The sequence below is a fragment of the Salsuginibacillus kocurii DSM 18087 genome (genome assembly GCF_000377705.1).
In the GTDB taxonomy this organism is placed as follows: domain Bacteria; phylum Bacillota; class Bacilli; order Bacillales; family Marinococcaceae; genus Salsuginibacillus; species Salsuginibacillus kocurii.
Genome location: NZ_KB898624.1, coordinates 1 through 14,096 on the forward strand (window position 1 = coordinate 1; position 14,096 = coordinate 14,096).

At 42.0% G+C, this 14,096-nt stretch carries 16 protein-coding genes; 13 read left to right on the top strand and 3 right to left on the bottom strand.

Going from position 1 to position 14,096, the window contains the following annotated elements; all coding sequences use genetic code 11:
* On the top strand, positions 1–357 hold a 357-nt coding region (locus tag D469_RS0104280), incomplete at its 5' end, for a DDE-type integrase/transposase/recombinase (RefSeq protein WP_018922133.1).
* Between the two features lie 111 nt (positions 358–468).
* Here D469_RS0104280 and D469_RS0104285 read toward each other — a convergent pair.
* Positions 469–1,461, bottom strand: a complete 993-nt coding sequence (locus D469_RS0104285) for a TIGR03943 family putative permease subunit (RefSeq protein WP_240473314.1) — start codon at positions 1,459–1,461, stop codon at positions 469–471.
* 9 nt (positions 1,462–1,470) lie between these two features.
* Positions 1,471–2,502, bottom strand: coding sequence for a permease (locus D469_RS0104290; RefSeq protein WP_018922135.1), 1,032 nt, complete (start codon positions 2,500–2,502; stop codon positions 1,471–1,473).
* 251 nt (positions 2,503–2,753) lie between these two features.
* Here D469_RS0104290 and D469_RS20960 point away from each other — a divergent pair, with 251 nt between their 5' ends.
* On the top strand, positions 2,754–3,716 hold the full coding sequence (locus tag D469_RS20960; protein ID WP_083910716.1) for a CobW family GTP-binding protein: 963 nt from the start codon (positions 2,754–2,756) through the stop codon (positions 3,714–3,716).
* On the opposite strand, the gene D469_RS0104300 is transcribed toward D469_RS20960, so the two are convergent.
* A complete protein-coding gene (locus D469_RS0104300) occupies positions 3,707–4,549 on the bottom strand; it encodes an undecaprenyl-diphosphate phosphatase (protein ID WP_018922137.1) in 843 nt (280 codons plus the stop codon). The two genes, D469_RS20960 and D469_RS0104300, sit on opposite strands and share 10 nt — an antisense overlap.
* A gap of 89 nt (positions 4,550–4,638) precedes the next feature.
* On the opposite strand from D469_RS0104300, the gene D469_RS0104305 reads away from it, so the two are divergent.
* The 11 genes from D469_RS0104305 to D469_RS19615 all read left to right on the top strand — a co-directional run bounded on the left by D469_RS0104305 (position 4,639) and on the right by D469_RS19615 (position 14,033).
* Positions 4,639–5,160 (top strand): TlpA disulfide reductase family protein, encoded by a 522-nt coding sequence (locus D469_RS0104305; protein ID WP_040606552.1) that lies wholly within the window; start codon positions 4,639–4,641, stop codon positions 5,158–5,160.
* Between the two features lie 99 nt (positions 5,161–5,259).
* The gene (locus tag D469_RS0104310) at positions 5,260–5,796 is read left to right on the top strand and encodes an NUDIX domain-containing protein (protein ID WP_018922139.1); all 537 of its coding nucleotides are present in this window, start codon (positions 5,260–5,262) and stop codon (positions 5,794–5,796) included.
* 120 nt (positions 5,797–5,916) lie between these two features.
* Positions 5,917–6,543 carry a stage II sporulation protein M gene (gene spoIIM, locus D469_RS0104315; RefSeq protein ID WP_018922140.1) on the top strand — a complete coding sequence of 209 codons (627 nt, stop codon included), beginning with the start codon at positions 5,917–5,919 and terminating at the stop codon, positions 6,541–6,543.
* A 116-nt stretch (positions 6,544–6,659) separates the two neighbouring features.
* Complete coding sequence (fur, locus tag D469_RS0104320; RefSeq protein WP_018922141.1) at positions 6,660–7,160, top strand: ferric iron uptake transcriptional regulator; 501 nt, start codon at positions 6,660–6,662, stop codon at positions 7,158–7,160.
* 187 nt (positions 7,161–7,347) lie between these two features.
* Positions 7,348–7,563: a DUF4227 family protein gene (locus D469_RS0104325; RefSeq protein ID WP_018922142.1), complete on the top strand. Its 216-nt coding sequence runs from the start codon at positions 7,348–7,350 to the stop codon at positions 7,561–7,563.
* Between the two features lie 14 nt (positions 7,564–7,577).
* Complete coding sequence (gene xerD, locus D469_RS0104330; protein ID WP_018922143.1) at positions 7,578–8,465, top strand: site-specific tyrosine recombinase XerD; 888 nt, start codon at positions 7,578–7,580, stop codon at positions 8,463–8,465.
* Between the two features lie 50 nt (positions 8,466–8,515).
* The gene (deoB, locus tag D469_RS0104335) at positions 8,516–9,712 is read left to right on the top strand and encodes a phosphopentomutase (protein ID WP_018922144.1); all 1,197 of its coding nucleotides are present in this window, start codon (positions 8,516–8,518) and stop codon (positions 9,710–9,712) included.
* Between the two features lie 14 nt (positions 9,713–9,726).
* Positions 9,727–10,539 carry a purine-nucleoside phosphorylase gene (locus D469_RS0104340; protein ID WP_018922145.1) on the top strand — a complete coding sequence of 271 codons (813 nt, stop codon included), beginning with the start codon at positions 9,727–9,729 and terminating at the stop codon, positions 10,537–10,539.
* 13 nt (positions 10,540–10,552) lie between these two features.
* Positions 10,553–11,374, top strand: coding sequence for a purine-nucleoside phosphorylase (locus tag D469_RS0104345; protein ID WP_018922146.1), 822 nt, complete (start codon positions 10,553–10,555; stop codon positions 11,372–11,374).
* Positions 11,375–11,434: 60 nt separating this feature from the next.
* Positions 11,435–12,736, top strand: a complete 1,302-nt coding sequence (locus D469_RS0104350; RefSeq protein WP_018922147.1) for a pyrimidine-nucleoside phosphorylase — start codon at positions 11,435–11,437, stop codon at positions 12,734–12,736.
* 127 nt (positions 12,737–12,863) lie between these two features.
* Positions 12,864–14,033 carry a D-alanyl-D-alanine carboxypeptidase family protein gene (locus D469_RS19615; protein ID WP_018922148.1) on the top strand — a complete coding sequence of 390 codons (1,170 nt, stop codon included), beginning with the start codon at positions 12,864–12,866 and terminating at the stop codon, positions 14,031–14,033.
* Positions 14,034–14,096 lie beyond the last annotated feature (63 nt).

The window sequence follows — 14,096 nt, forward strand, 5'->3', positions numbered from 1 at the left end:
GTGGATTTTGTTTTAGAAACGTTGCGCGAGGCATGTAATGGGAGAGATACGTATGGGGTCATATTGCACAGTGATCAAGGAGCTCAATATACGTCCTATGCCTTTCAGGCATTAGCAAAAGAAAACGGCATCATCACAAGCATGTCCCGCAAAGGCAATTGCTTTGATAATGCCGTCATAGAATCCTTCCATTCCTCGCTAAAGTCGGAAGAATTCGCCACTCAATTAAGAGCGACCCTTACATCTACTATTGTAATAGAAAAAGTAGTAAATTACATGTATTATTACAATTATATACGACCGTTTTCCAAATTAAACTGCCACACCCCTGTGGAGTACAGGACCGTGGCAGCATAGGTGTTTTTTCTTGTCTCATTTCCCTGGGCCAGTTCATGTTTGCTTACGGGCTTTTTTTGTTCGTTACCAGAGCCATTTTAATAGTGACGACCTTTTTAAGAGAAGCGGTATTTAAAAGCTTGGATAGACGTAAGGGACGTCTGGTTCCTCGGCTGGTTCAAGGTTGGTTACCTTTAATACAGGCATGTCATGACCGTTATATTCTGTTTCCTCGATTACACCGGTGGCTTGCACCCAGTCGTCTACTTCAAATTGTTCTGCTTCCTCTGACTCAATTAAAAGGCCCTGAACAGAAGCGTCAGCAATACAGCATGTCATCGAAAACCGAGCAACAACAAGTTGATCTTCTGTGAATCCTTCTTCGCGATAGACAAATCCTTTGATTTCGGCTTCTTTGCCTTCAAAAGGGCCAATATTTTGGTCGAGCATCGTCATCATATCTAAGAAGATGTCTTCATCAATATCGAGAAAATCCACATCTTCATATTCTTCAGCCATCTCGGCGTAATAACTATCAAATTGTTCATCTTCATAGTATTCTTCGACTGTGTAATGTTCCTCTGCACCCGCATCAGCTGAGCCTTCGCCTACATTCTCCATGTACCCGTCCGGGTCTTCCATATACTCTTCAGCTCGTGAGGTGTCTTCACCAAAGTTTTCGCCTTCTTCAGCCTGAATAACACCTGTATCATCCGGTTCTCCCTGGGGTTCGCTTGCTTCAGCTGCGCCGAATTGAACGCCGCGGTTTTCAGCAACTGAACTGTTCAAGGTTTGGTCTGGCAACACAAACCCAAGCGCAATAGGGAGTAAGAAAATGCTGTAGATTCCTATTTGTACGTACCTAGGCCCTGACATTCCATGATCAGCACCACAATCACAAGCAGCTTCATCAGTATCATCGCCAGCTGTGCTGCGCAAGATCTGAATTACACCTAACAAAAAAAGAATGGCAGTGGAACCATATATAAATGGCATCATGGTTGGGGCGATATAGAGCTGAATGCTGCCGGATATAATCATTCCGAGTTTAAGCAAAGCAAATCCTAACAAAATAATGCCACGTAAATAAGCGTGAAAGCTGTAGTCTTTTCTTTCTTCCATCATTACGCCTCCTTAGAGAAATACAATGAATTGCGTGATCATCACGGCTGCATAGACAATTACGGTTACAGAGATCATAAAATAAATAACAAACTTTGCTTTGAAGAATGCAAAAAGCATGATTGTGTTCTTCAAATCGAGCATAGGCCCGTAGACAAGAAAACCTACCAGTGATCCGGAACTGAATGTGTTGCTAAAGGAAGAAGCAACAAAGGCATCCGCCTCGGAACAAAGAGAAAGTATGTAGGCAAATACCATCATAACCGCTGTGGAAGTCCAGGCATCAGTACCGATCGCAAGGAGAGTGCTTCGGTCTAGGAAGGTCTGAAACATAGCGGCAATTAAAGCACCTGCAATTAAATACTTACCCATTAAGAAAAACTCATCAGAAGCGTGATAAAAGGTTTGCTTTAAGCGGTTTTGTTTATTTACTGGCACTTGCGCCAAATTATTGCTTTCTTTTCCTCGCAGTTCTTCGGTACGCCACTTCAATTGATCGCTGTTTTTAAAGAGAATATACATTAGCCCACCGATTATGATAGCAAGGACAAAGGCTAGCCCAAATCTAGTATAAAAAATAGATAAGTCATTACGGAACGCAAAATAGGTAGAACCGGCAACCACAGGATTTAAAATCGGCGCCCCAACTAGAAAGACAACTCCTACATGAAGCGGCATCCCTTTTTTAATCAAGCGTCGCACTACTGGTACAATGGCGCATTCGCAAATCGGAAAAATAGCGCCCAGAACAGCTGCAGGAAATAACGCGGCATATGCATTTTTTGGCAGGAAACGCTGAAGCGTATCTTCTGCCACAAATACTTGGATAAGTGAGGAGACAAATACCCCAAGCAATAAGAAGGGGATTGCTTCGATTACAATTCCAAGAAAAATTGTGTTAACCGTCAACCATTCCGGTGAAAGTGAGAAAAACTCATCTTCTTGTAACGTATCAATATTAAAAAAAGCAAGAATAAACAAAAGGAGTAATACAATACCAAATCCATCTTTTAACCAAGAAGGTAGCTTAGAACTTCTAGACATTTAAATGCCTCTTTCCTATGATAAAATATATACGGGAGAAACTACTACTATTAGAAAAAAGTAAATGCATAATCTACCCTCAATTTTCCTGTTGGCTACAGGTATTCTATCATAGAACGTCTCTTTGGGAAGCGGTAAATTCAATAGGAAAAAGCAGTGTAAACGCTTCATCTCAATAGTGAGGCAATCATTGCGTTCAGAGTGAAATATATTTTTAAAACCATTAATATAATTGTAATAATAGGAGGTCTATGATGACAGATTTACGTATTCCTGCTCATATTGTTACCGGCTTTTTAGGGAGCGGTAAAACAACATTTTTGAAAACTTGGCTCCGTGAAATGAAACAGGAAGGGAAGACACCTGGTGTAGTTATGAATGAATGGGGAGACCTTAATATTGACCGCGAGGACTTCGCTGATGAACCACTTTTGGAAATGCTTGATGGCTGTATTTGTTGTACGATTCAAGATGATTTAAAAGAAGATCTCAGCCGCTTTCTTAATCAAACAAAAGAGCGTCCAGATGTGCTGTTCATTGAAGCTACAGGGATAGCTGACCCTTATGAAATTGTAGCAGCCGTTTCAGATATTGAACTGATTGACCGCTTAAAACCAGAGTCAGTGATAGGGGTAATTGACGCAAAACATTTTTTGTCCTACCTCAGCCTTTTTCAAAGCTCCAAAGAAGTGCGAACAACACTTAAACATCAAATTCAGGCGAGTTCGTTAGTAGTTCTTAATAAAATAGACCTTATTGATGAGAAAACGAAAGAAAAAGTTCATAAAAAAATAGCAGCTGAAAAATCAGTATCTGTTCCAGTTATCGAAGCGGAACACGGGGACATTTCATTTGCTCAGGTGCTAGCCACTCAGCGCCAGTCAGTAAATAGTGATTTCCCGACTACTGACGAGCTGCAGTCGGAGCACCACCACGATCATGACCATTCCTTTCATGTCGTTTCAATTGATATTGACCATAAAGTCTCTGCTGCTGAAATAACAAAGTGGATTAAGCAGCTTCCTGCCGAAGTCATTCGCATGAAAGGGGTCGTTCAATTAGAAGATGGTTCCTTTACAAGAATTCAATGGGCAGGCGAGAAAATAGAATATAAACAAACAGAACTAGAAAAATCGCGAGTTATTTTGATTGGCTACCATGTATCCCCAGAATTAATGCGCAAATCTTTACTGCAAGGTATGAATTATTCGTAGCGCAAATATACATCAATAACTTCTTGCCCGGAAAAACCAAAAAGAACAATTAGAGCTAAGATAAAACAGTAAACAGAAAAAATGGTCAAGCGGAATGAACGAATCCAGTAGAGTAACCAGTGTATGCATATTAAGGAGCAGAAAAAGGCCATTATCATGGCTGCCAATAAGGAGACTTCAAAAAAGTGATACCAGGAGAGACCCTGTAATTCATCAAAAGCTAACACGGATGTGCCCAGCATAATGGGGATAGCTAATAAAAATGAAAATTTCACGGCTGTTTCTCGATCGATCCCGAGCGAAAGCCCAGCTAATAGGGTTGCACCGGAGCGTGAGATGCCGGGAATGACTGCTAACGCTTGAGCAAAGCCGACACATATAGCATCTTTCATATTCATCGTTTCAATCGTTCTGGTGCCAGCGGCAAAACGTTCAATAACCCAAAGAGCAATAGCTGTAACTAAAAGGGCCCCTCCAATAAATTCGGGAGTCTTCATCGACGTCTCCACATATGGCTTTACGGAGAAACCAACAACTGCGGTTACTAGCGTAGCTGCAAACAAGTATAGTAAATAAATGAAACTAGACTTATCCTGTCGTTGGCTCAAGAGCAGGTAACGAACCCCGCCGCTCACTAGTTGGATGAGCTCTTTCCGAAAATAAAATATGATCGCTAAACAAGAGGCAAAATGCAGCATAAGTTCAAAGCTCAGCCCCGGCAAGGTATAGCCAAAAGCCATTTGCAAAAGAATGAGGTGTGCCGTGCTTGAAATAGGAAGAAATTCAGTGAAACCTTGAACGATTCCATAGATTAGTGCTTCAAACCAGCCCATAACTATTTCATCTCCTTGTGGTTGGTGGTTGAACTCATTCATATAATAGATAAAAAGCATGGATAAAAGAGGGGAGATTGAAACCGCAAATGAAAAAAGTACAAGTTACAACTCTTGTATTAGCACTTGCTGCTATTGCAGTGGCGTATGTTTTATACACCAACTTAAGTAATGTGGAGCCAGGCGTAAACGAAGGCGACCGAGCACTCGACTTTACGCTCCCGATGAGAGAACAAGAAGCTCAAAGTTTATCTGGTTATGAAGGCGATGTCGTCATTTTGAATATGTGGGCGTCATGGTGTGAGCCTTGTAAAGATGAAATGCCGGAATTAAATGATTTGCACGATGATTACCAAGATGAAGGGCTAACAGTAATAGCTCTAAACATGGCTTCGTATGAACGTTCCACTGATGACGCCATTGAATTTTTAGACGAATTTGATATTGATCTGCCTGTCATGTTTGATGAAGAGGGAGAAGTAGCAGACAACTATAGAGCTCAGCGTTTCCCTACCACCTATGTGATTAATCGCGACCAAGTTATTGAACAAGTAATCATAGGAGAAGTTACGTATGAGCAGTTGGACCGCCTGATTGCTCCGCTTTTATAATACGGATGAGTGGCTTCGTGTAGTGTAACGAGGCAACTCTCATCTTTTTTAATCTATGAGACAAGCAATGGCTGATATGATAAAAGGAGTAGAGATTTTATGAATTTAGAGGAAAAAACTAAACATACCACTTCTATTTATGAAGGGAAAATTATTGATTTGGATGTCGTTGATGTAGAGCTTCCAGATGGGCGGGCCGGCAAAAGAGAAGTGGTGCGCCATCCTGGAGCGGTTGCCATCATAGCAGTAACCGAAGAAGAAAAACTTGTTTTAGTCAAACAATATCGCAAACCTTTAGGTAAAGAAATTTATGAAATACCGGCAGGGAAAAAAGAAGCTGGTGAGGAGCCCAAGCTAACTGCTTCACGAGAATTGGCAGAAGAAACAGGTTATGTTGCTAACGAGATGGAGCTGTTATTTTCTACCTATACTTCTCCAGGCTTTGCCGATGAATTGATTGAATTGTACGAAGCAAAAGGGTTATCTCAAGGGGAGCGTTCCTTGGATGAGGATGAGTTTGTAGAAGTTATCGAGGTAAGCTTGGCAGAAGCTGAAGGTTTAATTAAAGAAGGGCTTATCCACGATGCAAAAACCGTACTGGCAGTTCAGCATTTGCGGCTGCAGACATTTAGGTGAAAAACGTACAGAACCAAGGGTTTTTTAAGGGATTTACACAGGCATTAAGATGCCGTTCTATCTGCAATTTTTATTTCATAGATTTCAAAGGAGGTGTTGTTTGAACAGGAGGGGTGGCTGTTGAAAGAGGATTTATTGGAAGCGGTACGAGCCCATATTGGAGCGAATAGAACGACTTATGTATTTACAACCGTCCTTTTCTTAATGGGAGTGGTATTTGGGAGTGTAATGGTTAACAGCTTAGGCTTGTCCCATAAACATGATCTATTAATGTATGTACAGCAATTTTTTACACAAATGTCTGAACAACGGGTAGCAAGCAGTACTGATATCTTCTATCAAAGCCTCTCACAGAATGTCATATATACTGGCTTCATGGCTTTATTAGGCTTATCAGTTGTCGGAGCCCCTTTTATATTGCTTATATTATTTATTAAAGGAATGGTAATTGGATTTACGGTAGGTTTTCTCGTGCAGCAAATGGAAGTAGATGGATTTTTGCTGGCTATGGTTTCAATTTTCCCGCAGAATATGATTACCGTTCCTTTCTTCTTATTCATTTCAGTCTGGTCGTTATCGTTGTCGATTAAATTAGTCAAACGCCTGTTTTATAATGATCAATCGGACATGCTCGGTTCTTTTATAAAAAAATATGTAGCAGCGGTGTTGGTAACATGGATAATGATTGCAGTAGCTGCCTTGGTGGAAGCTAACTTGGCGCCGATCATGATCAGGGTTGTCTCTTAATAATAATTATCATATAATAATAATTATTATTAATTATTGATAACTATTATTATTTGACACACCTGACACACAAATTTATAATTAAAAAAGCGTGAAAGGTGCAAGGAGGGTGCGGTATGGAACAGTGGATTGATCGGATAAAGAACCAGCTCCATGCCCAAAGCTACAAGCTGACACCACAGCGGGAAGCCACAGTTCGGGTACTTATCGAGCATGAAGAAGATCATTTGAGTGCCGAAGATGTATATTTGCTTGTAAAGGAAAAAGCTCCTGAAATTGGGTTAGCTACGGTTTACCGAACGCTTGAGCTTTTAAACGAACTTGAAGTTGTTGATAAAATTAACTTTGGGGATGGCGTTTCCAGGTATGACCTTCGAAAAGAGGGCGCTGATCATTTTCACCATCATTTAGTTTGCATGGAATGCGGGTCGGTTGATGAGATACAGGAAGACCTGCTAGGAGATGTGGAACGCATTGTAGAGAAAGATTTTTCGTTTCAGATCAAAGATCACCGCCTGACGTTTCATGGGGTATGCCACCGCTGTCAAGCCAATGATACACAACAAGAGGATGAGAACGTGGGGCAAGAGCTCGAACAAAAAGCTAAAAATGCGTAACCTGACCTTTTCAGTACTAGTCTGAAAAGGTTTTTTGGTATAGGGAAGGGGGGGATGGAGTCAGGGACCAATTCTTACATATCCAAGCTCGCAGGTATATTCTTTTCAAAGCTTGTCATATGATAGATGTATGTTTTCTTATATTTCTTTTTACCTTCATTGACAAGTGAGTAAAGGAGTTCATGCAATGATAAAAAAAGCTTGGGAGACTTTAAAAGTGATTGTTATCTTTACGTGTTCCACCCTTTTCTTTTATTATGGTATCCTATGGTTACATGAAGAATATAGAGGAGATGAACGACTAGAACATCCCGAAGAAGTGTGGGTAGAAGTTTCTGAGTCAGATGATTCCATGCTTGCAGGGTGGGACCGTTTTCTATATTTGTTACGCCATGGAGAATGAGGGAGACGTTTGAGATGAGAGAGACGTTGGAAGACTTTATCCATTATATTCATGTGGAGCGTGGTTTAAGTGAGGAGACTGTACGTTCCTATGAGAGAGACTTAAAAAAATACCTTGCCTATTTAAAAACCAAACAAATCACCAACTGGGAAGAAGTAAAACGAGCCGAGATTTTATCTTATTTACATACTTTAAAAGATGAAGGGAAGTCACAAGCTACTTTAGCGCGCACGACCTCCTCGATTCGCGCTTTTCATCAGTTTCTTACACGGGAAAACCTTTCTTCTTTTGACCCTAGTCATTTGATAGAGCAGCCGAAAACGACGAAAAAACTTCCCCAAGTCCTTACCCCATTAGAAGTAGAAACGCTATTAATGGCTGCTGACGGCACTACTCCACTCTCAAAACGGAATAAGGCCATGCTTGAACTGATGTATGCGACGGGGCTGCGTGTCTCTGAACTTTGCAATTTAAAAGTAGAAGATATTCATGGGCGAATGGGCTTTGTTCGTTGTATCGGCAAAGGAGATAAAGAACGGATTATCCCAATTGGTAAAACAGCTATTGATGCGGTTGAGCGCTACGTGGCTCAAGCTCGGCCAAAATTGTTAAAAGGAAAAAAACAGCAGGTGTTATTTGTGAATCGCTTGGGAAACTCCTTAAGTAGACAAGGGTTTTTCAAGATTATACGTCAGATTGCCGTGGAAGCAGGTATTGAAAAAGAGCTGACGCCTCATACGCTTCGGCATTCCTTTGCTACTCATTTATTAGAAAATGGGGCAGACTTAAGAGCAGTTCAGGAAATGCTGGGACATGCTGATATCTCTACGACCCAACTCTATACTCATCTTTCTACCTCACGGCTGCGAGATATTTATAGCGACCATCATCCACGCGCATAAACGTAATCTTCATTGTAACCCTTTACCTACTCTTAGAAAGGATGATCCAGATGAAACGCTACCCGTATGAACGCATTTTTCTCGTTGTCATGGATTCAGTGGGAATTGGCGAAGCCAAAGATGCTGAAGCTTATGGTGATAAAGGAGCGGATACGTTAGGTCATATTGCTGAGCATGTCGGAGGCCTGCATTTGCCAACGCTAGAACGTCTCGGGCTTGGCTGGATAAAGCAAGCGCCCGGCATTGAGAAAGTTGGCAAACCTGAAGCTTATACAGGTATTATGCATGAAAAATCGAGAAGTAAAGATACGATGACAGGCCACTGGGAGTTAATGGGCCTTTATATTGACGAGCCATTTCGGACGTTCCCAGATGGCTTCCCAGATGAACTCATTAACAAGCTGGAAGAAATTTCAGGCCGTTCGATTATTGGCAACAAAGTAGCTTCCGGAACAGAAATCATTGAGGAATTGGGCGAACAGCATATGAAAGATGGAAGCTTGATTGTGTATACCTCTGCAGACTCTGTTCTACAAATTGCTGCCCATGAAGAGGTCGTACCAATAGCTGAACTGCATGATATTTGTGAAAAAGCACGAGCCTTAACGTATGAAGCCCCTTATATGATCGGTAGAGTAATTGCCAGGCCTTTTGTAGGAAGTGGAGCAGGTCAATTTGAGCGGACTGCGAACCGTCATGACTATGCACTTAAGCCGTTTGGCCGTACGGTTATGAATGATTTAGAAGATGAAGGCTTTGATTCCTTGGCCATTGGAAAAATTACTGACATATATGATGGCGAAGGGGTGACTAATGCGATACGCACTTCCTCCAATAAAGATGGAATGGACAAGCTTTTAGAAACCGTAAAACATTCTTTTACCGGCCTCAGTTTCCTTAATCTTGTCGATTTCGATGCGAAATTCGGGCACCGTCGCGACCCGGAAGGCTATGCAAAAGCACTAGAAGAATTCGATCAGCAGCTGCCAAGTGTACTTGAAGAGCTTAACGATGATGACTTGCTTCTTATTACGGCTGATCACGGGAATGACCCTCTTCACCATGGTACTGACCATACGCGTGAAATTGTTCCGTTGTTAGCTTATTCGCCTGGCCATGAGCAAGGAGGAGTAATAGGAGAACGAGAGACCTTCGCAGATGTGGGGGCCACAATTGCCGACAATTTTAGACTAAGTGCTCCAGCAAATGGAACAAGTTTCTTGTCAGAAATCAGAAATCAAGGGTAAAGGAGGCGGTTGCAGTGACAACGTCTTTACAGGAAGCAGTTACTGTTATCCAGGATAAATTAACAGATCAGCCCTCGCTCGGCTTAATTCTGGGCTCAGGTCTTGGTATCTTAGCAGATGAAATAGAAGACCCGATCTATATTCAGTATAAAGATATCCCAGGCTTTTCAACCTCGACTGTAGCTGGCCATAAAGGCCAGCTTGTCTTTGGGACATTAGAAGGGAAAACAGTGATCGCTATGCAGGGCCGTTTTCATTATTACGAAGGCTACAGCATGCAAAAAGTGACCTTCCCGGTCCGGGTGATGGCGGCTCTTGGCATTGAAAAGCTTATTGTTACGAACGCTGCTGGCGGGATTAATGAAGCTTTTCAGGCTGGAGATCTAATGATTATTGAAGACCATATTAACTTTATGAACGACAATCCATTGATTGGACCGAATGATGAACAGTTAGGCCCTCGTTTTCCAGATATGTCCAGTGCATATGATCAAGAGTTGCAAACTGTAGCTGAACAGGCTGGCAAGAAGCTAGAGCTTTCTCTACAAAAAGGTGTATATGTTGGAAATACAGGACCAGCATATGAAACCCCGGCCGAAGTAAAAATGCTGCGGGAACTAGGTGGAGACGCGGTTGGCATGTCCACCGTACCTGAAGTGGTAGTGGCTAATCATATGGGACTTCAAGTCCTCGGTTTATCCTGTATTTCAAACTTGGCGGCAGGTATACTAGATCAACCGCTTAGTCACGATGAAGTTATAGAGACAACCGAACGAGTAAAAGTAGATTTTCTACGTTTGATGAAAACAATTATTCAAGAACTGTGAACGGAGGAGAAACATGGATCATTTACATTCAAAAGTTAAAGAAGCAGCTTCATCTTTACAAGATAAACTAGAGCAAAAACCTGAAATTGGTTTAATCTTAGGCTCAGGCCTGGGCGACCTTGCGGAAGAAATTGAAGGCGATGTACGGATCAAGTATGAAAACGTTCCTCATTTTCCGGTGTCTACAGTGGAAGGCCATGCCGGCCAGTTAGTAACCGGCTCATTGCAAGGAAAACAAGTCATTGCGATGCAAGGGCGTTTCCACTTTTATGAAGGCTATTCAATGCAAGATGTTACATTCCCAGTCCGGGTAATGAAAGAACTAGGGGTAAGTAAGCTGATCGTAACTAATGCTTGTGGTGGTATGAACCCTTCCTTTAATCCTGGAGATTTAATGGTCATAACTGATCATTTAAATATGACTGGAGCTAACCCGCTTATTGGCCCAAATGATGAAGAGCTAGGACCTCGCTTTCCAGATATGAGCCAGGCATATTCTCGACAATTGCAAGACGTAGCCCATGCTGCCGGCAAAAAGCTTGATCTTTCATTACAAGAAGGTGTGTATGCCGGGATTTCTGGTCCTAATTTTATGTCTGCGGCTGAATTAAAAATGCTGCGAAAATTAGGCGGTGACGTGGTTGGTATGTCTACGGTGCCTGAAGTAATTGTTGCAAATCATGCCGGCTTGGAAGTGTTAGGAATTTCCTGTGTGACAGATATGGCTGTTGGTGAAGAAATCGAAGGTGTCAGTCATGATGAAGTAATTGAGGTAGCTACCAAGACGAAGCCTCGTTTCATTCAACTCGTAAAAGAAATTCTGACTGAAATGTAAAGGTCTTTAGGGCCCATATGTTCTTATTAAAAAGTTGTCTAATAGAAAGGAGGATACAAGATGCGAATGGTAGATTTGATTGAAAAAAAACGAGATGGCGCTGCCCTTACAAGTGAAGAAATCAATTGGTTTGTAGCAGAATACAGCCAGGATTTAATCCCTGATTATCAAGCCTCTGCATTAGCAATGGCTGTTTATTTTCAAGGGATGAGCCAAGAAGAAGCAGCTTCTCTTACCTTTGCAATGGCTGAATCGGGTGACCAATTAGATCTTTCCGACATAGCCGGGGTAAAAGTAGATAAACATTCAACCGGCGGGGTCGGGGACAAAACCACCTTCGTGCTTGGCCCGCTCGTCGCTGCCCTGGGAGCACCGGTTGCTAAAATGAGCGGACGCGGCCTTGGGCATACAGGGGGAACGATCGATAAGCTTGAAGCTTTTTCAGGCTTTGAGACTGAAGTATCACAAGCCGAATTTATACGTTTGGTCAATAAAAATAAACTGGCGGTAGCAGGCCAATCTGGGAATTTAACCCCGGCTGACAAAAAACTTTATGCTTTACGGGATGTAACGGCCACTGTAAATTCAATTCCATTAATTGCAAGTTCGGTTATGAGTAAGAAAATTGCAGCCGGTGCAGATGCGATCGTATTAGATGTAAAATGTGGCAGTGGGGCATTTATGACTGATGTGGAGTCTGCCAGGGAGCTTGCAGATGCCATGGTCCGTATTGGTAAATCTCTAGATCGTAATACCATTGCTGTGTTATCAGATATGAATCAGCCACTTGGCCAAATGGTTGGAAATGCGTTAGAAGTTAAAGAAGCCATTGATATATTAAGTGGGAATGGCCCTGAAGACGTACATGAGTTAAGTGTCACCTTAGCCTCTCATATGGCAGTATTAGCTGGGGTAGCAAAGAACCTTGATGAAGCGAAGGTAAAAATAGAAGAGGTTATCCAAAACGGTCAAGCACTTGAAGTCATGAAGACTTTTATTGCTGACCAAGGCGGGGATCCTCAAAGTGTGGATGACCCAGAACGGTTTGCCTCAGCCTCTTACCGCCATCAAGTTGTCTCCACTGAAGGAGGCTGGGTGCAGGGTATGCACGCAGCCAAAATCGGACAAGCAGCGATGATGCTAGGGGCAGGAAGAGCTACACTGGAGGATACAATTGATCATGCAGTTGGTATAGAGTTAGTGAAAAAAATTGGCGATCCAGTTGAGCCAGGAGAACCTGTTGCTATTCTCCATGCCAATAAAGAAGAAACTGCCTCGGTGAAAGAAATGGTCAAGAATGCGTACCAAATTGGAACTGAAGCAGTTGCTTCTCCTCCATTAATCTATAATGTCATTCAATAGAGGAAATGTTTCCTTATTATTGTAAACTTCGTTCAAAAGCACGTAAGTCTTAAAAGACTTGCGTGCTTTTTGTATGGTTTAGGCAAAGCTTGGCGATACTGGTGCTAAAAACTGGAGGTTTACAAATATGCTTAAGACACTGCTTTCCTTTATTGTATTACTTGCAAGTATTCTCTCATCAGACTATGCATCGGCAGAGACAGATGAGGTTTCTTATATCTTGATGGAAAAAGATACAGGAATGATCTTAAATGCTGAGAATGAAGATGAACAGCGGGCTCCCGCTTCAATGACAAAAATGATGACGATGCTGTTACTGATGGAAGCGATTGAAGAGGAAGAAGTTTCGTTTGATGATAAAGTTACAACAAGTGAACAAGCCGCTTCTATGGGTGGTTCACAAATTTTTTTGGAACCTGGTGAAGAAATGACTGTTCGCGATCTGTTAAAAGCTATAGCCGTTGCATCTGGTAATGATGCTTCAGTTGCAATCAGTGAGCATCTAGAAGGCAGTGAAGAGGCCTTTGTGGAAAGAATGAATGAACGCGCCGAGGAATTAGGCATGAAGAACACTCATTTTAAAAATTCAAATGGCTTGCCTGCAGATGGTCATTATTCTACGGCAAAGGACCTTGCAATGTTAGCGAGTAAACTGTTGGATCATGAAGAGATTACGTCATTCACAAATATTTACGAAGATTATTTGCGCCAGGGAACTGATGACGAGTTTTGGCTCGTAAATACGAACCGGCTTGTCAAAACATATGAAGGAATGGACGGGTTGAAAACAGGATTTACACGTGAATCAATGTATGGTTTAACAGCCACCGCCAAACGTGAAGATATGCGGTTAATTGCTGTAGTGATGGGTGCTGAGACCCCAAATGACCGCAATGATCAAATCACAGGCTTATTGGATGAAGGATTTGGGGCCTATAAAGTTGAAAATCTATTTGACCGTGGCCAAGTCATCACATCTTCGCCAGTTGAAAAAGGGATGAAAGAAAATATTCCGGTCAGAACAAGCGATAGAACGAGCCTCTTGCTTCAAAAAGATGAATCTCGAGAAGGCATAGAAGAAAAGATTCAATTAAAAACCAATCTTGAAGCCCCGATTGAAGAGGGAGAAATTATTGGAGAATTACGTTTAGAACGTGAGGGAGAAGTGCTCTCAAGTACTGAATTAGAAGCAGCTGAATCTGTTGAAAGTGCCAGCTGGTTGCGTTTATTTGCACGCTCACTGTTAAAACTTGGCGGGAAGTCACCATCTGAATCACCAGAACAGCTTGTAGAATAACAAAGAAATAAGGCTAATTATTACTACTTTTGTAAAACGTGAAGGGGAAAGGCAGGAACTCTC